The organism is Blastomonas sp. CCH9-A1, assembly GCF_001557175.1.
In the GTDB taxonomy this organism is placed as follows: domain Bacteria; phylum Pseudomonadota; class Alphaproteobacteria; order Sphingomonadales; family Sphingomonadaceae; genus Blastomonas; species Blastomonas delafieldii_A.
In genome coordinates, this window is sequence record NZ_LSHM01000070.1 from 126,174 (window position 1) to 148,417 (window position 22,244).

Annotated in this window: 24 protein-coding genes and 1 tRNA gene; 14 read left to right on the forward strand and 11 right to left on the reverse strand. The window is 65.6% G+C overall.

Annotated features, from left to right (window positions below):
- Nucleotides 1–36: 36 nt before the first annotated feature.
- From AX725_RS18660 to AX725_RS18680, 5 genes are all read left to right on the forward strand, one after another.
- Nucleotides 37–501: a CopD family protein gene (locus tag AX725_RS18660; protein ID WP_067512647.1), complete on the forward strand. Its 465-nt coding sequence runs from the start codon at nt 37–39 to the stop codon at nt 499–501.
- 332 nt (nt 502–833) lie between these two features.
- Nucleotides 834–2,090: a transcription termination factor Rho gene (rho, locus tag AX725_RS18665; protein ID WP_060977948.1), complete on the forward strand. Its 1,257-nt coding sequence runs from the start codon at nt 834–836 to the stop codon at nt 2,088–2,090.
- A gap of 24 nt (nt 2,091–2,114) precedes the next feature.
- A complete protein-coding gene (locus AX725_RS18670) occupies nt 2,115–2,786 on the forward strand; it encodes a TerC family protein (protein WP_060977947.1) in 672 nt (223 codons plus the stop codon).
- Nucleotides 2,787–2,869: 83 nt separating this feature from the next.
- Nucleotides 2,870–3,871 carry a Vgb family protein gene (locus tag AX725_RS18675; RefSeq protein WP_081097137.1) on the forward strand — a complete coding sequence of 334 codons (1,002 nt, stop codon included), beginning with the start codon at nt 2,870–2,872 and terminating at the stop codon, nt 3,869–3,871.
- Complete coding sequence (locus tag AX725_RS18680) at nt 3,868–4,245, forward strand: c-type cytochrome (protein ID WP_066043946.1); 378 nt, start codon at nt 3,868–3,870, stop codon at nt 4,243–4,245. Before AX725_RS18675 ends, AX725_RS18680 begins: the two co-directional genes overlap by 4 nt.
- A gap of 120 nt (nt 4,246–4,365) precedes the next feature.
- Here AX725_RS18680 and AX725_RS18685 read toward each other — a convergent pair whose 3' ends face one another.
- Both AX725_RS18685 and AX725_RS18690 read right to left on the reverse strand, forming a co-directional pair.
- Complete coding sequence (locus AX725_RS18685) at nt 4,366–4,764, reverse strand: nuclear transport factor 2 family protein (protein ID WP_060977944.1); 399 nt, start codon at nt 4,762–4,764, stop codon at nt 4,366–4,368.
- Nucleotides 4,761–5,471, reverse strand: coding sequence for a dienelactone hydrolase family protein (locus tag AX725_RS18690; RefSeq protein ID WP_060977943.1), 711 nt, complete (start codon nt 5,469–5,471; stop codon nt 4,761–4,763). Before AX725_RS18690 ends, AX725_RS18685 begins: the two co-directional genes overlap by 4 nt.
- Before the next feature lie 115 nt (nt 5,472–5,586).
- On the opposite strand from AX725_RS18690, the gene AX725_RS18695 reads away from it, so the two are divergent.
- The 6 genes from AX725_RS18695 to AX725_RS18720 all read left to right on the forward strand — a co-directional run bounded on the left by AX725_RS18695 (nt 5,587) and on the right by AX725_RS18720 (nt 11,560).
- Nucleotides 5,587–5,838 (forward strand): DUF6489 family protein, encoded by a 252-nt coding sequence (locus tag AX725_RS18695; protein ID WP_060977942.1) that lies wholly within the window; start codon nt 5,587–5,589, stop codon nt 5,836–5,838.
- 19 nt (nt 5,839–5,857) lie between these two features.
- Nucleotides 5,858–7,159, forward strand: a complete 1,302-nt coding sequence (mnmE, locus tag AX725_RS18700; protein ID WP_060977941.1) for a tRNA uridine-5-carboxymethylaminomethyl(34) synthesis GTPase MnmE — start codon at nt 5,858–5,860, stop codon at nt 7,157–7,159.
- 108 nt (nt 7,160–7,267) lie between these two features.
- Complete coding sequence (gene mnmG, locus AX725_RS18705; RefSeq protein ID WP_060977962.1) at nt 7,268–9,118, forward strand: tRNA uridine-5-carboxymethylaminomethyl(34) synthesis enzyme MnmG; 1,851 nt, start codon at nt 7,268–7,270, stop codon at nt 9,116–9,118.
- Nucleotides 9,115–9,807 (forward strand): 16S rRNA (guanine(527)-N(7))-methyltransferase RsmG, encoded by a 693-nt coding sequence (gene rsmG, locus AX725_RS18710; RefSeq protein WP_060977940.1) that lies wholly within the window; start codon nt 9,115–9,117, stop codon nt 9,805–9,807. Before mnmG ends, rsmG begins: the two co-directional genes overlap by 4 nt.
- Nucleotides 9,804–10,589 (forward strand): ParA family protein, encoded by a 786-nt coding sequence (locus AX725_RS18715; RefSeq protein WP_060977939.1) that lies wholly within the window; start codon nt 9,804–9,806, stop codon nt 10,587–10,589. The genes rsmG and AX725_RS18715 overlap by 4 nt, the downstream gene beginning before the upstream one ends.
- On the forward strand, nt 10,589–11,560 hold the full coding sequence (locus AX725_RS18720) for a ParB/RepB/Spo0J family partition protein (protein WP_060977938.1): 972 nt from the start codon (nt 10,589–10,591) through the stop codon (nt 11,558–11,560). Before AX725_RS18715 ends, AX725_RS18720 begins: the two co-directional genes overlap by 1 nt.
- 120 nt (nt 11,561–11,680) lie before the next feature.
- Here the strand turns inward: AX725_RS18720 and AX725_RS18725 are convergent, their stop codons facing one another.
- Genes AX725_RS18725 through ftsE form a run of 4 tightly spaced genes read right to left on the reverse strand, consistent with a single transcriptional unit; the run spans nt 11,681 to nt 14,581 of the window.
- A complete protein-coding gene (locus tag AX725_RS18725; protein WP_060977937.1) occupies nt 11,681–12,394 on the reverse strand; it encodes a lysophospholipid acyltransferase family protein in 714 nt (237 codons plus the stop codon).
- A gap of 2 nt (nt 12,395–12,396) precedes the next feature.
- Nucleotides 12,397–12,927: a YdcF family protein gene (locus tag AX725_RS18730; RefSeq protein ID WP_060977936.1), complete on the reverse strand. Its 531-nt coding sequence runs from the start codon at nt 12,925–12,927 to the stop codon at nt 12,397–12,399.
- Nucleotides 12,924–13,820, reverse strand: coding sequence for a cell division protein FtsX (locus AX725_RS18735; RefSeq protein WP_060977935.1), 897 nt, complete (start codon nt 13,818–13,820; stop codon nt 12,924–12,926). The genes AX725_RS18730 and AX725_RS18735 overlap by 4 nt, the downstream gene beginning before the upstream one ends.
- Nucleotides 13,820–14,581, reverse strand: a complete 762-nt coding sequence (ftsE, locus tag AX725_RS18740) for a cell division ATP-binding protein FtsE (RefSeq protein ID WP_060977961.1) — start codon at nt 14,579–14,581, stop codon at nt 13,820–13,822. Before ftsE ends, AX725_RS18735 begins: the two co-directional genes overlap by 1 nt.
- 220 nt (nt 14,582–14,801) lie before the next feature.
- Between ftsE and AX725_RS18745 the strand changes: the two genes are divergently transcribed.
- Nucleotides 14,802–15,698, forward strand: coding sequence for an MJ0042-type zinc finger domain-containing protein (locus AX725_RS18745; protein WP_060977934.1), 897 nt, complete (start codon nt 14,802–14,804; stop codon nt 15,696–15,698).
- A gap of 130 nt (nt 15,699–15,828) precedes the next feature.
- Nucleotides 15,829–15,915: transfer RNA gene (locus AX725_RS18750), tRNA-Leu, on the forward strand.
- A gap of 33 nt (nt 15,916–15,948) precedes the next feature.
- Here AX725_RS18750 and asd read toward each other — a convergent pair.
- From asd to AX725_RS18765, 3 genes are all read right to left on the reverse strand, one after another.
- A complete protein-coding gene (gene asd, locus AX725_RS18755; RefSeq protein WP_060977933.1) occupies nt 15,949–16,800 on the reverse strand; it encodes an archaetidylserine decarboxylase in 852 nt (283 codons plus the stop codon).
- Nucleotides 16,801–16,864: 64 nt separating this feature from the next.
- Nucleotides 16,865–18,298 (reverse strand): carotenoid oxygenase family protein, encoded by a 1,434-nt coding sequence (locus tag AX725_RS18760; protein WP_060977932.1) that lies wholly within the window; start codon nt 18,296–18,298, stop codon nt 16,865–16,867.
- A 12-nt stretch (nt 18,299–18,310) separates the two neighbouring features.
- Nucleotides 18,311–18,769, reverse strand: a complete 459-nt coding sequence (locus AX725_RS18765) for a DUF2141 domain-containing protein (protein WP_060977931.1) — start codon at nt 18,767–18,769, stop codon at nt 18,311–18,313.
- Between the two features lie 177 nt (nt 18,770–18,946).
- Between AX725_RS18765 and AX725_RS18770 the strand changes: the two genes are divergently transcribed.
- A complete protein-coding gene (locus AX725_RS18770) occupies nt 18,947–19,732 on the forward strand; it encodes a LytTR family DNA-binding domain-containing protein (protein ID WP_066043951.1) in 786 nt (261 codons plus the stop codon).
- On the opposite strand, the gene wecB is transcribed toward AX725_RS18770, so the two are convergent.
- Together wecB and AX725_RS18780 are read right to left on the reverse strand one after the other, a co-directional pair.
- A complete protein-coding gene (gene wecB, locus AX725_RS18775) occupies nt 19,727–20,857 on the reverse strand; it encodes a non-hydrolyzing UDP-N-acetylglucosamine 2-epimerase (RefSeq protein ID WP_060977929.1) in 1,131 nt (376 codons plus the stop codon). The two genes, AX725_RS18770 and wecB, sit on opposite strands and share 6 nt — an antisense overlap.
- Before the next feature lie 26 nt (nt 20,858–20,883).
- Nucleotides 20,884–22,185, reverse strand: a complete 1,302-nt coding sequence (locus AX725_RS18780) for a UDP-glucose dehydrogenase family protein (RefSeq protein WP_060977928.1) — start codon at nt 22,183–22,185, stop codon at nt 20,884–20,886.
- Nucleotides 22,186–22,244: the final 59 nt, after the last annotated feature.

Below are 22,244 nucleotides of genomic sequence, written 5' to 3' on the forward strand. Positions count from 1 at the left end.
CTGCCGCCTCAACCGGTGTGACTGGCGGCAGAACCCATGAACGAGCTTCTTCTGACAACGGATTATGTTCTCTCCATGCTCTATCTCTGGCTGAAAGCGGCGCACCTCATCTTCGTCATCTTCTGGATGGCCGGCCTGTTCATGATGCCGCGCTTCCTGGTCTATCATCAGGAGGCCGAGCACGGCTCCGAAGAGGCGACGCGCTGGATCGACCGCGAGAACAAGCTGCGAAAGATCATCCTCAACCCCTCGCTGATCATAGTCTGGGTGCTGGGGCTGGTGCTGGCGAGCCAGGGCAACTGGTGGACCGCCGGCTGGCTGCACGCCAAGCTGCTCTTCGTGCTGCTTTTGAGCGGCTATCATGGCTGGATGATCGGCTATGCGAAGAAGCTGGCTCGCGGCGAGCGCAAGCTTACCGGCAAGCAGCTGCGGCTGATCAACGAGGTTCCGGGCGTCGCTGCCGCGGTGATCGTGATCCTGGTGATCGTGAAGCCGTTCTAGTCGCGAAGACTTTCGCCTGACCACGTCCGCTCACCCTGAGCAGCGGGCGCAGCCCGCGTAGTCGAAGGGCCCGCGCCCACGCTGGCCATATAGCGGGGCCTGCGACAGGCCCAGGCTGAGCGGGGGTGGTGGAGATTGCGCCCAGGCCTCCACCCATCGCAGCCCGGATTGACTTTCGCCGCTCTCGGCCCTATTTCCGATCCCGTCCCGTCCGGGACCTTCGACGACCCGCTTCACCAGTGACCGGATTACCGGTTGGGCGTCCCGCATCTCTTTCCTGACTGCCGCGTTTCCATTTTTGGCGGCACCCTTCCCACGGAATCCTGCACCTCATGCATCTCAAAGAACTCAAGCAGAAAACCCCCGCCGAACTCGTCACCATGGCCGAAGAGCTGGGCGTCGAGGGCGCATCGACGCTTCGCCGCCAGGACCTGATGTTCGCGATCCTCAAGGAACTGGCCGAAGACGGCGAGCAGATCATGGGTCTGGGCACCATCGAGGTGCTGTCCGACGGTTTCGGGTTCCTGCGCAGCCCCGAGGCGAACTATCTCGCCGGGCCCGATGACATTTACGTCAGCCCCAACCAGGTGCGCCGCTTCGGCCTGCGCACCGGTGATACGGTGGAAGGCGAAATCCGCGCGCCGCGCGATGGCGAGCGCTATTTCGCGCTGACCAAGCTCACTGCGGTCAATTTCGACGATCCCGATGTCGTGCGTCACCGCGTCAATTTCGACAACCTGACCCCGCTCTACCCGAACGAGAAGTTGCGGCTCGACACGCTCGACCCGACGGTCAAGGACAAGTCGGCGCGGGTCATCGACATCGTCTCGCCGCAGGGCAAGGGCCAGCGCGCGCTGATCGTCGCGCCGCCGCGCGTCGGCAAGACCGTGCTGCTGCAGAACATTGCCAAGGCGATCACCGACAACCATCCCGAAGTCTTCCTGATCGTGCTGCTGATCGACGAGCGCCCGGAAGAAGTCACCGACATGCAGCGCAGCGTGAAGGGCGAGGTCATCAGCTCAACCTTTGACGAACCCGCGCAGCGCCACGTCCAGGTCGCCGAAATGGTGATCGAGAAGGCCAAGCGTCTGGTCGAGCACAAGAAGGATGTCGTCATCCTGCTCGATTCGATTACGCGTCTGGGCCGTGCCTATAACACCGTCGTGCCCTCGTCGGGCAAGGTGCTGACCGGCGGTGTCGATGCCAATGCGCTGCAGCGTCCCAAGCGCTTCTTCGGTGCCGCGCGCAATATCGAGGAAGGCGGTTCGCTCTCGATCATCGCCACCGCGCTGATCGATACCGGCAGCCGCATGGACGAGGTCATCTTCGAAGAATTCAAGGGCACCGGCAACAGCGAAATCGTGCTGGATCGCAAGGTCGCCGACAAGCGTATCTTCCCCGCGCTCGATGTCGGAAAGTCCGGCACGCGCAAGGAGGAACTGCTCGTGGAGAAGGATATTCTTTCCAAGATGTGGGTGCTGCGCCGCATCCTCATGCAGATGGGCACCGTCGACGCGATGGAGTTCCTGCTCGACAAGATGAAGGATTCGAAGACCAACGAAGACTTCTTCGATTCCATGAACCAGTAATCCTTCAGGGCTGCGACACCCATCATGATGGAACTTTGGAACCATATCGTTGCCGATTTCTCGAATATCGGCTCCCCGTCCGCGCTCGCCGCTTTCGGCCAGGTGCTGATGATCGACGTGCTGCTCGCCGGCGACAATGCCATCGTCGTCGGCGCACTGGCGGCGGGCCTGCCTGCCGATCAGCGCAAGAAGGTGATCCTGATCGGCATCATCGCCGCTCTGGTGCTGCGCATCGGATTCGCGCTGGTCGTCACCCAGCTGATGCAGATCGTCGGGCTGATCTTTGCCGGCGGCCTGTTGCTGCTCTGGGTCTCGTGGAAGATGTACCGCGAGCTGCAACCGGCGGGCGCGAACGCAGGCTCGCCCGAAATCGAAGGCGACGAGCATAGCGGCGTCGCACCGGCCAAGAGCTTCGCCGCTGCCGCCTGGGCGGTTGCGGTGGCCGATGTCAGCATGAGCCTCGACAATGTGCTCGCGGTGGCAGGGGCTGCGCGCGAACATCCCGGCATCCTGATCGTCGGCCTGATCCTGTCGGTCGCGCTGATGGGCATCGCGGCGAATTTCATCGCCAAATATATCGAGCGCTATCGCTGGATCGCCTATATCGGCCTGGCCGTGATCCTCTATGTCGCGGGCAAGATGATCTATGACGGGTTCGTCGATCCCGGCGTCGGCGTGGTGACGCTGTTCAACTGACCATCGTTTAGCGCGCAACATTTCCTCTCCATCGGTGTTGGATCCCTGATAGGATCGCAACATCGATCGGGGAGGATTTTTGCATGAAGCGGGTATGGCTTTCCGGAATGGTGCTGGCCTGTTTTGCTAGCGGCCCGCTGGTCGCTGAGGAAAAGGCCCAGATCGCCGCCTCGGCCGAAATTGGCCGCAACGTCCAGCTGTTCGAGCTTCCCAAGGGATCGCGCCCGCACGATGTTGCCCCGGCACCCGACGGCAGGATCTGGTACACCGCACAGAAACAGGGTGCGCTCGGCATTCTCGATCCGGTGTCGGGCAAGGTCGTGCAGCTCTCGCTCGGCCCCGATTCTGCCCCGCACGGGGTCATTCAGGGGCCCGATGGCATGGCCTGGATCACCGATGGCGGTCAGAATGCCATCGTCCGCTACGACCCGAAGAATGGCAAGCTGGACGTCTGGAAGCTGCCCGAGGACACGGGCTATACCAATCTCAACACGGGCGCCTTTGACAAGCAGGGCACGCACTGGTTCACCGGCCAGAACGGAATTTATGGCCGGGTGAGCGCCGCCGACGGCAAGGTTCGGGTGTGGAAGGACCCCAAGGGACGCGGCCCCTATGGCATCGCCACCGCGCCCGACGGCACGGTCTGGTATGTCTCGCTCGCGGGCAGCCATCTCGCGCGGATCGACAGCGCCACTGGCGACATCAGCGTGATCGAGCCGCCGACAAAGGACACAGGGCTGCGCCGCGTCTGGGCGGACAGCAAGGGCGATCTGTGGATCACGGGATGGAATAGCGGCGAGCTCTATCGCTACAGGCCTTCAAACAAGAGCTGGAAGGCCTGGAAGCTCCCCGGACCCGCACCCAAGGCCTATGCGGTCTATGTCGACGAGCGCGACATGGTGTGGGTCAGCGATTTTGGTGACAATTCCACCCGCGTCTTCGATCCGCGCACCGAGAAGTTCGTGCAACGCTATGCCGGCAGCGGCGAGGGGGCGAATGTCCGCCAGATCCTGGGCCGCAAGGGGGAGGTGTTCCTGCCCGAATCGGGCACCGAGCGGCTGATGGTGATCCGGACCGACAGATGAGGCTGCGCGTTGTCCTGTCGCTGCTGGTCCTGATACTGCCCGGTACAGCATTGGCGCAATCCACCAACCAGATGGGTGAACGTGCTTTCCAACGCTGTTACAGTTGCCATTCGGTGCAAAAGGGCGAGAAGGGGCTGAGCGGGCCCAATCTGCATGGGTTGAGCCAGCGCCCCGTCGCTGGCGACAGGACTTTTGCCTATTCCAAGGCTTTCAAGGCTTTCGCCGCCAGCAACCCGCGCTGGACCCCCGAACTGCTCGACCGCTTAATGACCGATCCGGAAGCTTTGGTGCCAGGCAACCAGATGGGCTTTTTCGGCCTGCGCAAAGCCGAGGAGCGCGCGGCGATTATCGCCTATCTGATGGCGGACGATTAACCACAACGGTTCATATCTATCGTCCCCGCAAAGGCGGGGGTCCCGCTTACTTCAGCGCTTCTCAGTAGCGGGATTCCCGCTTTCGCGAGAATGACGATGCTGGTGTTAGCGGTCTGCCTCTTAACCCGCCCTAGCCAGCATCTCGCCCATTTTCTCCCAGACCTTGTTGACCGCCTTCAGCGGCCGCACCATCACCTTGAAGTCCTCGATCTTGCCATCGGCATTCCAGCGGACCATGTCGACGCCGTTGACCTGGATGCCATCGAGCACGAGCGCGAATTCGAGCACGGCGGTGTCCCCATCGACGATCTCGCGGACGTAATGAAAGCTGTCATTGCCCAGCACGTGCGCGGCGGCGTGCAGATAGGCGAAGACCTTGGCCTTGCCTTCTTGCGGGGTGTGGACGACGGGCGAATGGAATACCGCGTCGTCTGCCAGCATGGCGCTCAGCTTTTCGGGGTCCGAGCCGCCATGCATGTAATCGTGCCAGGCGGCGATTCCGGCTTGTGCGACGCTCATGCCAGATGCTCCGCAAAGAAGGCAGCGGTGCGGCCATCGGCGAGCTGCGCGCCGGACTCGTCGCGGCGGTTGCCCATCTCGGCGGCAAAGCCGTGATCGAGCCCTTCATAATCATGCAGCGTGACCTTGGGGTGATCATCCAGCCCGGCATGAATCGCTGCCTGCGCCTCGGGCCCGACAAGATGGTCCGCGGTCGGAATGTGCAGCATCAGGGGATTGGCAATCGCGTGCGCCTCGCCCAGCATCTGGTCGATCATCACGCCGTAATAGCCGACGCTGGCGTCGATATCGGTGCGCGCAGCCGTCATATAGGCGAGCCGTCCGCCGAGGCAGTAGCCTACCGCGCCGACCTTGGCGACGCCATCAAGCCCGCCGATGCCGGACCGGATCGCGCGGATGGTCGCCTCGATATCCTTGACGCCATCATCGGGATCATACTGGCCGAAATAGCCGAAGGCTTCGTGCAGCTCGGCCTCGACATCGGGGTCGAGCTCGATCCCCGGCTTGATCCGCCAGAACAGATCGGGCGCGACCGCGAGATAGCCTTGCGCCGCCCACCCATCGCACTTCTGGCGGATGCCCGGATTGACGCCGAAAATCTCCTGGATCACGATGATCGCGGCCTTTGGCGTGCCTTCGGGCGCGGCGACATAGGCGTCGAAGCTTGCCTCGTGGTCGAAAGTGGCGATGCTGTGCGTCGAACCCATTCTGCTCTCCATCATCAATTCGATTGATTTGTGACCCGTTTATACCCACTTTGCCCGTGCTGATAAGCGTGAATCCGGGGCTTGGGGGCCTTTGCGCTGACAAGAGGGTAATGCCATGAAAGTGAATATCGAAGTCGATTGTTCCCCGGAAGAGATGCGCCGATTCATGGGGTTGCCCGATGTCTCCGATGTCAACAAGACCTATGTCGATGGTGTCGTCAGCGCGATGAAGGGCACCAGCAATGTCGACCAGCTGCAGACCATCGCCAAGAACATCGCCCCGATGGGCGAAATGGGCCTGCGCTTCTTCCAGCAGATCATGGACGCCGCTGCCGCCGGGGCGAGCGGCAAGAAGTCCTCGGACTGACCTTTCCCCTTATTGAATCATGACTGCGGGGGCGACGATCTATGCGCTGTCGAGCGGCGCACCTCCCGCAGCCCTGGCGATCATTAGGATCAGTGGGCCAGATGCAGGAACGGCGCTCAAGGCGCTTTCCGGCGCGCTGCCCGGGCCGCGCCGCGCCTCTTTGCGTACCCTGCGCCATCCGGTCTCGAGCGAGATACTCGACCGTGCGCTCATCCTGTGGTTTCCAGGGCCAGACACGGCCACGGGCGAGGATCTGGCCGAACTGCATCTGCACGGAGGCAGGGCAGTGGTGCGCGCGGTCGAGATCGCGCTTGCAGGGATTGAAGGGCTCCGGCTCGCGGAACCCGGCGAGTTCACCCGCCGCGCCTTTCTCAACGGCCGCATGGACCTGGCCGAGGCCGAGGGCCTGTCCGATCTGTTGTTCGCCGAAACGGAGGCGCAGCGCGTCGCCGCGATCCGCATGGCGAGCGGGCATCTTTCGCGCCAGGTCGAGGCGTGGCGGCGCGATGTGCTGAGGCTCTCTGCGCTGGTCGAGGCCGATCTCGACTTTTCCGATGAGGATGATGTGCCTGAGCATGCCGTTGATGCGGTGGGGCAGGGGATCGGCACGCTGGCAGGCGATATCGACCTTGCGCTGGCAAGGCCGCGCGCCGAGCGGTTGCGCGATGGTATCCGCGTGGTGCTTGCCGGGCCGCCCAATGCCGGCAAGTCCACATTGCTCAACGCACTGCTGCAGCGCGAAGCGGCCATCGTATCCGATATCGCGGGGACCACGCGCGATGTCATCGAAGCGCCGGTGGCGCTGGGCGGAATCCCTTTCGTGCTGACCGATACGGCGGGGCTGCGCGACGAGGGGGCCGAGGAGATCGAGTCCATTGGCATTGCCCGGGCGCAAGATGCGATCGCGGCGGCGGACATCGTCCTGTGGTTAGGTACAGAAGGTGAAGGGCCTTCTCATCCTGCCCTGTGGGAGGTCGAGTCGCAGATTGATCGAACGGGTGTTCCACGTGAAACAAAGCAGGTGGCACGCCATCGGCTTTCGGCGAAGACGGGGCAGGGGCTCGATGCGCTGATCAACGATCTTGTGGCAACAGCGCGGACGTTGCTTCCGGCGAGCAACGAGGTCGCGCTCAATGCGCGCCAGCACCGGCTGCTCGGCGAATGCGCCTCCGCTCTCCACGGAGCCAGGGCACAGACGGACCTGTTGCTTCGTGCCGAAGGTCTGCGGCTCGCACGACATGCGCTCGACCAACTGCTCGGCCGCACGCATGTCGAAGATATGCTCGACGCCCTGTTCGGCGCGTTTTGCATCGGGAAATGAACCTCTCCCCTTCCGCTGGCGGGAGGGGAGACGGTACGGCTCGCTATGCCGTTTCGCTCGCATGACACCCCCTCGACCGAATCCCGCAATTGCTGTATGCGCGGCTCCATGCAGCAATTTGATGTTCTGGTGGTCGGCGGCGGTCATGCCGGTTGCGAAGCGGCGGCGGTCGCCGCGCGCATGGGTGCGCGCGTCGGGCTGGTCAGCTTCACGCGCGACGCGATCGGGGCGATGTCGTGCAATCCGGCGATCGGTGGCCTGGGCAAGGGCCATCTGGTGCGCGAGGTGGATGCCTTTGATGGCCTGATCGCGCGCGCGGCAGACAAGGCCGCGATCCACTATCGCATGCTCAACAGCTCAAAGGGCAGCGCCGTGCAGGGGCCGCGCGTCCAGGCTGACCGCAAGCTGTACAAGGCTGCGATCCAGGCGATGCTGGCAGCGCAGCCGAACCTGTCGATTGCCGAGGGCGAGGTCGCAGCGCTGCGGCTCGAACAGGGCCGGGTGGCAGGGGTCGATCTCGCCGATGGCGGTGCAGTTGCCGCACGCGCCGTGGTGCTGGCGACCGGGACCTTTCTGGGCGGACGATTGTTCCGCGGCGAAGAGCGGCTCGAGGGCGGTCGCATCGGTGAACCCGGTGCGAGCCTGCTCGCGCAGCAGCTCCGCGCGGCCAATCTGCCGATGGCGCGGCTCAAGACCGGCACCCCTCCCCGCATCGATGGACGCACCATTAACTGGGCGCAGCTCGAGGAACAGCCGAGCGACGGCGAAGCCTGGACCATGTCGCCGCTGAGCGAAGGCCGCACAGTACCGCAAGTCTTCTGCGCGATCACCCGGACCAGCCAGCAGACGCATGATATCATCCGCGCGAATCTCGACCGTTCGCCGCTGTTCAGCGGTGCGATCGGGGCGCAGGGACCGCGCTACTGCCCCTCGATCGAGGACAAGATCCACCGTTTCGGCGATCGCGACGGGCATCAGGTGTTCCTCGAGCCCGAGGGTCTCGACACGCATCTGGTCTATCCCAACGGCATCTCGACCTCGCTGCCCACCGATGTGCAGCTCGCCTTTGTGCGCAGCATGGCGGGGCTCGAGCGCGCCGAGATTGTCGTGCCGGGATATGCGGTCGAATATGACCATATCGACCCACGCGCGCTCGACCATCGGCTGGAAGTGCGCGCGATCCCGGGGCTCTATTGCGCGGGCCAGATCAATGGCACGACCGGGTACGAGGAGGCTGCGGCGCAAGGGCTGACTGCAGGCATGGCGGCTGCCGGTGCGGTGCTGGGTCGTGACATTGTGTTGCCCGATCGTGCGAGCAGCTATCTGGCGGTCATGATCGACGACCTGGTGCTGCAGGGCGTGACCGAGCCCTATCGCATGCTCACCGCGCGCGCTGAATATCGCCTGCGTCTGCGCGCCAACAATGCGACCGACCGATTGACCGGAATGGCCATCGCCAATAGCGTGGTGGGTGAGGAGCGCCAGCGCTGGTTCGAGCAGCGCCAGCAGGCCAAGGCCGAGATGCTCGCTGTGCTGGATCGACAGACGACATGCACCGAGCTGGCGGCACTCGGCCTACCGATCAAGGCCGATGGCACGCGGCAGAGCCTGTACGATTGGCTGCGCTTCCCATCGGTCACGCTCAAATCACTGGCGGCGCTGTTGCCCGAGGCAATGGCCGATCTGCCTGACGATCTGCGCGCCGAGATCGAGGAGGATGCGGTCTACGCACCCTATCTCGCGCGGCAGGATGCCGAGCTGCGCGATCTTCGCGCGAACGAGAAGGTGCTGCTGGGGGCGGATATCGATTATCGCGCGATCACCGGGCTGTCGAACGAGATGGTCGAGCGGCTCGATCTTGCCCGGCCCGAGACGCTGGCCGAGGCGGGACGGGTTCGGGGTGTCACTCCTGCAGCGCTCGCTGCCATTCTCGTGCACGCCCGCAAGCGCGCAGCATGATTCTCGAGACCGAGGACCAGGCCCGATCCTGGGTTGCCAGCCGGCCAGGTGTTTCACGTGAAACAATGGACCGGCTCGATGCGCTGGCCGCGTTCGTGGCGGAAGAGGCGAGGCACCAGAACCTTGTATCGGCGGCGACCCTGGCATCGATGTGGCAACGCCATATCGCCGACAGCGCCCAGCTGTTCCGCTTCGCCGCACCGCAGCCCGATGAGCACTGGGTGGACCTGGGCAGTGGTGCGGGCTTTCCTGGACTGGTGATCGCGCTGCTCGCGCCGTGCCGGGTTACTCTGATCGAGTCGCGCGGCTTGCGCATCGCCTATCTGGACAAAGCCATCGATCGGTTCGGGCTTGGGGGGCGGGCCGAGGTGGCGGGCAGTGCGCTCGACAAGGTGGAGAGCTTTGCTGCCGATTACATATCCGCGCGTGCGTTTGCGCCGCTGCCGCGTCTGCTGGAGGGGGCGGGGCGCTTTTCCACAGAAAAGACGCGCTGGTTGCTGCCAAAGGGACGCAATGCGCGTGCAGAACTGGAAAGCATCGCCGCGGCGTGGCAGAAACTGTTCCACGTGGAACAGAGCCTCACCGATGCCGACGCCGCGATTCTCGTCGGAACCGGACGCGTGGCGCCGATCGGAGCCCGGCAGGCACCGCGCCGCAAGATCGAGCGCAGACACAGGAGCAAAAGATGATCCGCATTGCGGTCGCGAATCAGAAAGGCGGGGTGGGCAAGACCACGACCGCGATCAACCTGGCGACGGCGCTGGCAGCGACCGGACTGTCGGTGTTGCTGATCGATCTCGACCCGCAAGGCAATGCCTCGACCGGGCTCGGCATTGCGCGCAACGATCGCGAATATTCGAGCTATGATCTGCTCACCAACGAAAGCTCGCTCGTTCAATGCTGCGTCCCGACGCAGATTCCGGGGCTCGATGTCATCCCGGCGACGGTCGATCTTTCGGGCGCAGAGATCGAGATGGTCGATCTGGAAATGCGCACGCACCGGCTGAAGGCGGCAATGGACAACGCACCCGAAGATCGCTGGCAGGTGTGTCTGATCGATTGTCCGCCTTCGCTCGGTCTGCTGACCCTGAATGCGCTTGTCGCCACCGATCAGGTGCTGGTCCCGCTGCAGTGCGAGTTCTTCGCGCTCGAGGGACTGAGCCAGCTGCTGCAGACGGTAGAACGCGTGCAGCAGCGGTTCAATCCGGATCTGTCGATCATCGGTGTGGTGCTGACCATGTACGATCGCCGCAACCGGCTGACCGATCAGGTTTCCGATGACGTGCGCGCGGTGCTCGGGCGGCTGGTGTTCGATACCGTGATCCCGCGCAATGTGCGCCTGTCCGAAGCGCCGAGCCATGGCATGCCGGCGCTGATCTACGACCATCGCTGCGTCGGATCGGAAGCCTATATCGCGCTGGCCCGCGAATTCATCACCCGCATGCCGCGCATGGAAGAGGAAGCTGCCTGATGGCCGAAGACAATAGCGGTCTGCCCGATATCGCCAAGGCGCTGGGACGCAAGCGTCCGAGCGGGCTGGGGCGGGGGCTCAATGCGCTGCTGGGCGAAGTCGGGCGCGAGGAACCGCTGGTGCGGCGCGACGAGGGCAGCGAGGGGCAGCCCGGTTCTGCCACCGGCCTGCGCACGCTGCCGCTCGCCGAGATCCGCCCGCACCCCGGCCAGCCCCGCCGTTATTTCGATGAGGAAGCGCTCGATGATCTGGCGCGCTCGATTGCGCAGCGCGGGGTGATTCAACCGGTCATCGTCCGTCCGCGCAAGGGTGGGGGGTATGAGCTGGTCGCCGGCGAACGCCGTTGGCGCGCGGCGCAGCGCGCCCGGCTGCACGAGATTCCGGCGATCGTCCGCGAACTCAGCGACCCCGATACGCTGGCACTGGCGCTGATCGAGAATATCCAGCGCGAGGACCTGAATCCGGTCGAAGAGGCCGAAGCCTATCAGCGGCTGGTCGGCGACCAGGGCTATACCCCGGTCGAGGTCGCGCGGATGGTCGACAAGTCGCGTAGCCATATCGCGAACCTCATGCGCCTGCTCGCATTGCCGCAGCCGGTGCTCAAGATGGTCGCCGACAAGAGCCTCAGCATGGGTCATGCCCGCGCGCTGATCAACGTGCCCGATGCCGAGGCGATCGCCGCCGAAGTGGTCGATCGCGGGCTTTCGGTGCGCGAGGTCGAGAAGCTGGTGCGCCGCGCGCGCAGCGATGCCGGGGGCAAGCCGGGCGGCAGGTCCCGCACTGGCGGGGCGGGCGATCCGGCGAGCAATGCCGATATCGAGGCGGTCGAGCGGCATCTGGAAGACCTGCTCGGCCTCAAGGTCAAGATCAGCAGCGAGGCGAACCAGCGCAGCGGCAGCGTCACCATCCGCTATGGCAATCTCGACCAGCTCGACCTGATCTGTCAGCGTCTTTCGGGTGAGATAATCTAATTATTACAGATATTTAACCTTTCATTCCCGCGAAAGCAGGAATCCCGCTTCAAGTGCGAACGTTCAGGGCAGCGGGACCCCCGCCTGCGCGGGGGTGACGATGAAAAGGGGGTAGAAACTTCAGCCCCGCTCCACCGCGTTCAGCTCGTTGATCGCCTTGTGCACCCGCGCCTCGATCTCCTCGCGCGAGAGCCCTGCAGGGATCATCTCGCCGAACTTGTAGATGATCACGCCGGGGCGCTTGATGAAGCCGCGCCGGGGATAGAGATGCCCGCTCGCCAGCGCGATCGGCACCACCGGCAGCTTGGCGAGCTTGTACAGCCCGGCAAAGCCCGCCTGGAGCGGCGGCTGCTCGCCTGGCGGGGTGCTGGTGCCTTCGGGATAGATCACGATCGATCGCCCTTCGGCGACGAAGCGGCGCACCTCGGCCATCATGTTGCGCAGCGCCACCGCGCCGCCCGCCCGATCGATGAAGATCATGCCATAGGTGCGCGCGATATGGCTCCATAGCGGAATGCGCGACAGCTCGATCTTGGCGACGACGGCAGGCCGGTTGAAGATGCGCAGCAGCTCGATCGTCTCGAAAAAGCTTTCGTGCTTGATGGCATAGAGCACCTGGCCCTGCGGTATCGGCCCTTCGATGCGCACGCGGATACCGAGAAACGTCCGCGCGCAGCAATAATGATACATGCCCCATCCGCGCGCCATGCTCTGCAGCCGGTGCCGCGAGAAGGGCAGGATGATGAAGGCGATGATGACGATGAACACCGATCCGCCGTAAAAGGCGATGGTGAACAGGATAGACCGGAAAATCGCCAGCAGCGTGCGTGCCATGATCAGACCCCGAACAGCCCGGCGATGACGCGCAGCACCAGCTTGTTATATTCGCGCCACAGCGTCATCAGGCTGGGCTTGCTCGCGACCGCATCGGGATAGATGGCGATGTCGTCGGGCAGCGCGCGGTGCAGCTCATATTCGGCGCGACGCATGTGCCAGTCGGTGGTGACCAGCCGGACCGACTTGACCTTGCGCTGCTTGGCCCAGCGCGCGGTCTCCAGCCCGTTCGAGCGCGTGTCATAGGCGCGAAAGCCGAGGTCGACGCAGCAGTCGAACAGCGCCACCGATCCGGGAAAGCGCGCGCTGAGCTCTGCCGGACGAACATCGCGGTCGACGCCCGAAATCAGCATGCGCTCGGCCCATTTGTTGCGCAGCGCCTCGAGCCCGCGATCAATGCGCAGCGGGCCGCCGGTGGGTACCACCACGGCATCGGTCCGCTGGTCGCCCAAGGGCTGGGGCAGCAGGATCGCGAACCAGGCAAAGCCCAGGATCCAGGCCAGCAGCACCGATGACAACAGGCGAACGATCACAGCTTCTTCCTGAGCGCGCCGAGCACCGTCACCCGCGCGGTGAACACTGCGAGCGCAATACCCGCTATCGGCACAGTTGCAAGCTGCAGCCAGTCGATCGGGCCGAACGATCCGGCAGAAATCAGCCCCGAATCGAGCCGGGCGGCGGCGCGCCCGAGCATCCAGAGCACCGGCGCAGCAAGCAGGCAGCCGATCAGCGCTCCCATGGCGGCATCGAGCGCGATGCGGCGCTGGAACAGCCGCGCGATCTGCTGATGCGTGCTGCCGAGCAGGTGCATGATGTCGATCGTCTCGGAATGCGCGGCAAAGCTGCTGCGGGCCGAGAGCATGACCGAGGCGGTGGTGGCGAGCGCGAGCAGCGCGACCAGCGCGATCGCCAGCCAGCGCAGCGTCCCGATCAGATCGAACACCGGTTTCAGCCACTGGCCATGCGCATCGATCCGCGCATCGGGCGCGACGGGCCTCATTGCGCGGCGCAGCCGGGTGAGCGTGGCAGTATCGGCCTCGGCGCGAAAATCGACATCGATCAGCGCGGGCAGGGGGATGTCGCGGCTGACCGCGCCGCTGCCCAGCCATGGCGTCAGCAGCGCACGGACCTCGGCCTCGCTCACCTGGGTGACGCTGGCCACCGCGCGATCGGAGCGCAGCAGCGCCTCGGCCGCGAGCGCCTGTTTCTGCCGCGCCTCGGCATCGGCATTGACGATCTGCACCGTTGCCCGGCCCGCAAGATCCGCATTGATCTGCTGCGCCGCGCTGCCCAGCGCCAGCGCTGCCGCAGCGGCGAGCAGGGTGAGGAACAGCATCACCGCGATTACCCAGGGCATCGGCCCGGTCAGCCGCGCCTGCGGGATCAGGCGCCGGTCGTGCCCGGTGGGGAAGAGCGCGCCGAGCATCAGCGTGCCTCGCCGGGCTTGCCGGGCATGTCGCCCCAGCCGGTCATGTCGGACGGGCGCGGCGGATAGCGCAGCGCACCGGTGGGGTCGGACAGGCGCCCGCCTTCCAGCCGCATCATCTGCGCGCGCTTGATCCGCGTCATCAGGTGCACGTCATGCGTCGCGACGATGATCGTGGTGCCCATGCGATTGAGCGCCTCGAACAGCCGCAGCAGCTTCACCGCCATATCGGGATCGACATTGCCCGTGGGTTCGTCGGCGACGAGAATGTCGGGCCGGGTGATGACCGCGCGCGCGATCGCCACGCGCTGCTGCTCGCCGCCCGAAAGCGTCGCAGGCAGGGCATCGCCGCGCGCGCTCAGCCCCACCCAGTCGAGAATCTCGCGCACGGGCGTCGCGATATCGGCATCGCGCATCCCCGCGATGCGCAGCGGCAGCGCGATATTGTCGAATGCAGAGAGGTGCGGCACCAGCCGGAAATCCTGGAAGACGACGCCGATGCGACGGCGAAAGCCGGGCAGCCGGTCGCGCGCCAGCGTCATGAGGTCGCTGCCGAACAGCCGGATCATCCCGCGGCTGGGCCGCTGCGCCAGATAGAGCAGCTTGAGCAGCGAGGACTTGCCCGCGCCCGACGGGCCGGTGAGGAAATAGAACTGGCCGGAAAAGAGCGTGAACGACAGATCGATCAGCGCTTCGGGCCCGGTGCCATAGCGCAGCCCCACATTCTCGAACTGGACGATGCTTTCGACCGAAGGGGCCATCTGCGGGGCGCTCATACAGCGGCGATAGCGCGGCGCGGCCCAAACAGGCAATGGGAATGCGCACCCTCACGTCACCCGCACTGCCAAATCCCGCTGCCATGGCGTCAAGCCGTTGAAAAACCGCCCTTGCGTGCAATCAGCAGTGGAAAACATGGGGTCACCGCGTTTGCAGGCGCTGCAAGCCCCTTGCGGCGATTCGCCCATCATGGTTAGAAACGCCATGATTATTGCGTGCCCTGCGTGCAACACCCGCTATGCGGTTCCCGACAGCGCCATCGGTATCGATGGACGATCGGTGCGTTGCGCCAAGTGCGGGCACAGCTGGTTCCAGCATGGTCCGGGCATTCCCGCGCCGGAGTCGGTCGCCGATCCGGTAGTGCAGCCTGCGCCCACCCCCGCACCTGCGCCGGTCGCGGAACCGGCAGCACCTGCCGCTTCGCCAGCAGCGCCGGTCGAATCCGAGCCAAGACCGGCTGCGCCTGCGCCGCCGCCGGCAGCGAGCCCGGAGCCGCCGATGGTCGCGCCGGTGCCGGTCGAGCCCGAATCCGCGCGCGAGCCGGAGCCCGAATTGCCGCCGCTGCCCCGGCCGGTTCCTCCGGTCGACCGTCCGATCGTCGCCAGCTATGCCGACGACGCGCTGGCCGATCGGCCGAGCAGCTTCAGCCACGAGCCGCCCTTCCGTCCGCGCCGCAACCCGGCCAAGCTGTGGATGATCGGTGCGGTCGCCTTTGCGCTCGTTGCATCGGGGGCAGCGGTGGCGATCCAGACCTTCGGACTGCCCGGCTTCATCGCCGATTACAGCCTGCCCTTTGCCGAGGTCGAGCCCGATCTGGTGATCGATTTCCCGCCCAAGAAGCAGGAACGGCGCACCCTGCCCAACGGCACCGAATATTTCAGCGCCTCGGGCACGATCAAGAACCTGAGCCAGCGCGCGCAGGATGTGCCGCCGATGCTGGTGGTGCTGCGCGATGCGCAGGACCGGGTAGTGTTCAACTGGATCATCAACCCGCCGGTCGAGAAGCTGGAGCCAGGCCAGTCGGCCGATTTCCGCCAGGCGATGGTCGATGTTCCGCGCTCTGCCACCTCGGCCGAGATCGCCTGGGCCAAGCGCAACTGATCGCACGCGCTGCCTGACAGGCACACGAGATTCCCTTGTTGCTATGGGCGTTACGCTTTGCTAATGGCGCGGCCTGCCACGCGGGCAGGGCCGTCGAAACGGCCGAAATCCCCGCGAATTGCTGGACTGTGCGGTCATGGCGGAATTGGTAGACGCGCAACGTTGAGGTCGTTGTGGGCGAAAGCCCGTGGAAGTTCGAGTCTTCTTGACCGCACCAGTCACTTCGGGGTTCCGCCGCTCAGGCGGCCCCTCATCCTCCCGACAACCGCTTTCCGATCGCCTGGCCCATGCGCAGCGTCGCGCCGGGCTGAAGCGCATCGGTCCAGGCAACGCGGCCCGGCTCGAACAGCAGCACCACGGTCGATCCCAGATAGAAGCGGCCCATCTCGTCGCCCGCCGCGAGGTGGAAACCGCTAGCCGAGAAATCCTCGGCGACCGGCGCGGTTTCATGGTCGGCAAAACGGTGCGGCCAGACGGTGTCGATCCCGGCGACGATCATCGCGCCGACCATCACGCTCGCAAACACCCCATCGTGCCCGTCGAACAGACATGCCAGGCGCTCGTTGCGCGCGAACAGCCGGTCGACCCCTGCGGCGGTGCCCGGATTGACCGAGAACAGCTTGCCGGGAAGGTATACGGTCGATTGCAGCGTTCCCGCCGCCGGCATGTGCACGCGGTGATAGTCGCGCGGGCTCAGGTAAATGGTGACGAACTGCCCGCCATCGAAACGGTGCGCGTCGCCGCTTTGGCCGCCGAGCAGCTCCTCGACGCTGTAGTCGCGCCCCTTGGCCTGGATGATGCGCCCGTCGCGGATCGGCCCCGCCTGGCTGACCGCGCCGTCGGCGGGGCTGAGGATGAAGCGCCCCGCATCGGCGAGCGGACGCGCTCCGGGCTTGAGCTCGCGGGTGAAGAAGTCGTTGAAGCTGGCAAACTGTCCGAAGCCGCGCGCCGCCTCGCCCATGTCGACATTATAGGCGGCGGCAAAGCGGCGGATCATCCGGTCGCGCAGCCAGGGGCTCTCGCTCGCCGCCAGCCGTCCGGCGAGCCGGGTCAGCGCGTGCTGCGGTACGAGATGCTGGAGCGCAATGAAGGCAGAGGACATTTCCCTGCTCTAACGCACGCATCGTGACGCGACCAGTGGCTTGACCCGCCTTTCGTCGCACCCGTCAGGCGCTGACCCAGCTGCCATGGAAGCTGACCGGCAGCGCGATGTCGCTGCGCCAGCTCGCCACCGGGCCATCGGCGATGCGGCGGGCATCGAACAGGTGCAGCTCGGTGGCGCTGGCGTCGAGGTTAAGCGTGGTGCCGATCAGGTGATGCGCGCCTGCGGGCACGAATTCCTCGACCAGATGCCGCGCGCCGAAATCGAAGCTGTCATGGCGTCCCCTGACCCAGTCCCAGCTGCCGACGCTGCGCGCAAACGGCCGGTCGCCGGTATAGCCGCCGACATGCACCGTGGCCGACCGGGGCAAGCCGGCCCGCTCGGGCGCGCTGCGCGGGAATTCGGCGGTGATCCCGGCCGGCGTCAGCGTCGCGCGGCCATCGGGGTGCAGCGCGACCAGGTTAAGCTCGGGCCGTTCGGCATGGACATAGCGTCCCTCGACCAGCCCGGGTGCGCCTTCGACCGCAAAGGTCACGTCCTTGTGGAAGCAGCCATCGAAACGGATCGTGCCGTCCGTCTCTTCCCAGGCATCGCCCAGATGAAAGAAGGAGAGCGGCGGCAGATCGAACACGCGGGCCTTCGACAGGTCGTCCTTGTCGAGCACCAGCACCTTCGATCCCAATTCGGGCTGCCAGGTCAGGCTTTTCGAGAAGGGCAGCTTCATCGCACCCGCGATCCAGGGCTGGCACAGGATCACCAGGTGTCGCGCGGTCGCGGTGAAATCATGGATATAGCTCGCCATCGGCAGCTTCACCGCTTCGCCCGCCTCGAACGTGCCATGCTTCGACAGCCGCCAGACATAGACCGCCGCCCCGCCCGATCCGATGTTCCAGATGCGGCCATCGGGCTCGATGCGCGGATGCGCGAGGAAGGGCATGTGCTTCAGGTCGTCGCGAAAGGTGACCTGGCCGATCGTGTCCAGCGTGCCCGGGTCCATTGCGGTGGCAGAGCCCGCCTCCCATAGCGCCAGCAGGCGATTGCCCGCCTTGATGACATGCGTGTTGGCGGCATTGGTATCGTCGGAGCTGCCGACGAGCGCGCCGGGCTGCTCGAGCGTGCCGAAGCCCGGCTGGACGATGCGGCCGAGCTTTTCCTCGAGGCGGCGCTTGGGCGTATCGACAAAGCGCGCGGCGAGCCGTGCCTCGTTGCCGCGCAGCTGCCAGGCGCGGATCAGCCCGTCGCCATCGAACCAGTGGCCTGAAGCGCTGTCGCCCCGCCGGAAGCGCGCCGGTCCGTTGCGGTAGAGCGTGCCGGCCAGATCGGGCGCACGGCCCTGGATGCGGCGGAGGCTGCGCGGGGCGATGTCTGCCAGAATGTCGGTGGTGCCCAGCGTCCAGTCGGGCGCGGTAGCCACGGCGGCAGCGGCACGGGCGGTAACGGGGGCGAGGGTGCCGAGCGCGGCCAGGCCTCCACCGATCAGCAGATCACGACGGTTCATGAGATCGTGTCCTTACTGGATCGCGATGCGGGTTTCGGAACCGCCGGCGGGTACGTCGAAGCTGGCCGCCTGCCAGCGCGCCGGGCCGCCCACGGGCTTGGCGTTGTTCGAAAAGGCAAAGGGTTCGAGCGGCATGCCGAAGGGGTTTGTCTTCATCTTGCCGTCGCCATCGACATCATGAAACGCCTTGATCGCATAGCGGCCGGGCGCGAGGCCCTCGAAGCGGACCGAGACGGTCTTGCCTTCCACCTTGGCCATTGCGGCGCGCACCGGCTTGCCGCCCGCATCGTGCGCACCTTCGTTGTCATAGAGGCTGAGCAGGATCTGGCCCTCAGGCATCTCGATCTGCTCGAAGGTAACGGTCAGCGCCGCGTTGGAGGCGGCAGGGGCGGTAGCGGGCGCGCTGGCCCAGGCGATGCCGTTTCCGGCGGTGGCAAGCGCGAGCGTGGCGGCGAGATACAGGGCTTTCATGGGTCTGGTTCTCCTTGCGGGTTGCGATGGCGACGGGGCCATGCTTGACCCCCTCACCCTGGCGCAGCTAGACCCGGCTGTCCTGTCCGGTTACGCGAGTTGCCCGCCCTGATGCGTGAGTTGCCACCCCCTGCCGTTCACGCTTCGCGAAATGCTTGGGATGCGAAAAGCCAGGCATTGCGGGGACTTGTCATCGGGATAATCGCGGCGGCGGTGCTCGCCTATCTGGGCGCGATGGGCACCCAGGCTGCGCCCTTTCTCCAGCGCTTTGCCTATTGGGCGGCGGTGATCCTGCCCGGATCGCTGCTCGGCCTGGGGGTCAATGCGCTGGTGCGCGGCTGGGGCGGCCTCGCGGCGCATCGCTGGGCAGAGGCCGGGCTGGTCGCGCTGCTAGTGTCGCTGCCGCACAGCTTCGTCGTCATCGTGGTCAGCGCGCTGTTCTTCGGCATCGGTCTGATCACGCCGATCGTCGTGCTCGAATTCTGGCTGGCGGTGCTGCTCATTTCGGTGGTGCTCACCACGATCAACTATCTGGCGACTGGACACCAGGTCGTCCAGGCGGCGGTCGTGCCCATGCCGCAGCCTGCAACCGAGCCTGCGCCCGCATCGACCTCTGCCGAAGCCCCCGTGACCGATCATTCCGCGCTTCCGCCGCTGCTCGCCGAAAAGCTGCCGCACCGGTTGCGCGCCGGACGGCTGATCGCGATCGAGGCGGAGGACCATTATCTGCGCGTGCATACCGATCTGGGCAGCGATCTGGTGCTGATGCGCATGGCCGATGCCTGTGCGCTGCTCGACGATTCGGCGGGCGCGCGCGTGCATCGCAGCTGGTGGGTTGCGCGCGATGCGGTGCAGGCGGTGCGCCAGCAATCGGGCCGGATGGAACTGGCGCTGCCCGGTAATATCAGCGCGCCGGTGTCGAGGGCGATGCAGCCGGTGCTGCGCAGCCAGGGCTGGCTATAGGCGGGCGAACCAGGCGCTGATGGCATTGACGATCCGGGCTGAGCTCTTGCCGTCGCCAAAGGGATTGTGCGCCTGCGCCATCGCGGCATAAGCTTGCCCATCGTCGAGCAGCCGGGTCGCTTCGGCGATGATCGTCGCGCGGTCGGTGCCGACCAGCTTCGCCGTGCCCGCCGCGACGCCCTCGGGCCGCTCGGTGGTGTCGCGCATCACCAGCACGGGCTTGCCGAGCGCCGGAGCCTCTTCCTGCACGCCGCCGCTATCGGTCAGCATCAGCTCGGCAATCTGCAGCAGCCGGGTGAAGTTGAGATAGTCGAGCGGCTCGAGCAGCGCGACATTGTCCAGCCCACCCAGGATTGGCAGCATCGCGGCACGCACCTGCGGATTGAGATGCACGGGGAAGATGATCGCGACATCGTCGCGCGCGGCGAGTTCGCGAATGGCATGGGCGATATCGTCCATCCCGCTGCCGAAATTCTCGCGCCGGTGCGTCGTGACGCCGATGATCCGCTTGCCCGCAAAGCGCGCCTCGACCGGGGCGAGCAGGCCCGCCCGGCCCGGATCGGCGGCGAGCTTGCCGGTCACCCAGTGCAGCGCATCGATCACGGTGTTGCCGGTGACCAGAATCTTCGCCTCGTCCACCGCCTCGCGGCGCAGGGCGCTGGCGGCGGTTTCGGTCGGTGCGAAGTGCAGGTCGGCGAAGGATCCGATGATCTTGCGGTTCACCTCTTCGGGCCAGGGATGATAGATATTGCCCGAGCGCAGGCCCGCCTCGACATGCGCGACCGGAATCTTGCGATAATAGGCGGCGAGCGCGCCGCACATCGCGGTCGCGGTATCGCCCTGCACGATCACCATGTCGGGCTTTTCGGCATCGAGCACGCTGCCGATGCCGGTGAGCAGCCGCGCGCTGATCTCGTCGAGGCTCTGACCCGGCTGCATCAGCGCGAGGTCATGATCGGGCACCAGCCCGGCGATTTCCAGCACCTGGTCGAGCATCTCGCGGTGCTGGCCGGTGACCAGCACCACCGGCTCCAGATCCGGCGCGGCCTGGAGCGCGGCCACCACCGGGAACAGCTTGATCGCCTCGGGCCGCGTGCCGAAGATCACCGCAATCCGCCGTGTCATGCCCTTGTCTCCCCCCGCCTGTCAGCTCAGCGGCCGACGCTCACATAATGGAAGCCCGCCGCACTCATCTGCTCGGGCTTATAGATGTTGCGCAGATCGACCAGCGTGTTGCCGCGCATGGTGCTGAGCACGCGCGGCAGCGCGAGGGCGCGGAACACGTCCCATTCGGTGACGATCACCGCGCAATCGGCGTCCTGCAATGCCTGATAGGCGCCTTCGGCCATCGTCACGCCGGGCATCAGTGCGGCGGCTGCCTCCATGCCCTCGGGATCATAGGCGATGACCTCGGCGCCCGCGTCGATCAGCCCCTGGGCGATGACGATGGCGGGGGCATCGCGCATGTCGTCGGTATTCGGCTTGAAGGTCAGGCCCAGCATCGCGATGCGCTTGCCCTCGACATCGCCGCCCATCGCCGCGATCACCTTGCGCGCCATCGCGCGCTTGCGCAGGTCGTTGACGCGCACCACGGCCTCGACGATCTGCAGCGGCGCCTCATGGTCCTGCGCGGTCTTCATCAGCGCGAGCGTGTCCTTGGGGAAGCAGCTGCCGCCATAGCCGGGGCCTGCGTGCAGGAACTTGGAGCCGATCCGGCCATCGAGCCCGATGCCGCGCGAGACGTCCTGCACGTTCGCGCCGACCTTCTCGCACAGATCTGCCATTTCGTTGATGAAGGTGATCTTGGTCGCGAGAAACGCGTTGGCGGCGTATTTGATTACCTCGGACGTGCGGCGCGAAACGAACAGGATCGGCGATTCATTGAGGAACAGCGGCTGGTAGATCTCGCGCATATATTCGCGTGCCCATTCGACCTCGGTGCCGACGACGATGCGGTCGGGCCGCTTGAAATCGCCGATCGCCGCGCCCTCGCGCAGGAATTCGGGGTTGGAGACGACCTCGAAATCGGCTTCCGGCGCGGTCTGGCGGATGATCTTCTCGACCTCGTCGCCGGTGCCCACCGGCACGGTCGACTTGGTGACGACGACGCAGCGCTTGCGGATCGATTCGCCGATCTCGCGCGCGGCATCGCGCACATAGCTGAGGTCCGCAAAGCCGTCGCCGCGGCGCGAGGGCGTGCCCACCGCGATGAACACCGCATCGGCATCGGCGACGCTCGAGGGCAGATCGGTCGAGAACGACAGGCGGCCAGCGCGCACATTGGCGGCAACCAGCCCTTCAAGCCCCGGCTCGTAGATCGGCATCTTGCCGGCGAGCAGAGATTCGATCTTGGCCGGATCCTTGTCGACGCAGACCACGTCATGGCCGAAATCGGCGAAACAGGCACCCGACACCAGGCCGACATAGCCCGAACCAATCATCGCGATCTTCATAAGGGGATAAGCTCCACAGCGTTTGCGTGTCGTCTAGAGGGCGCAAAACGGGGCGTCAA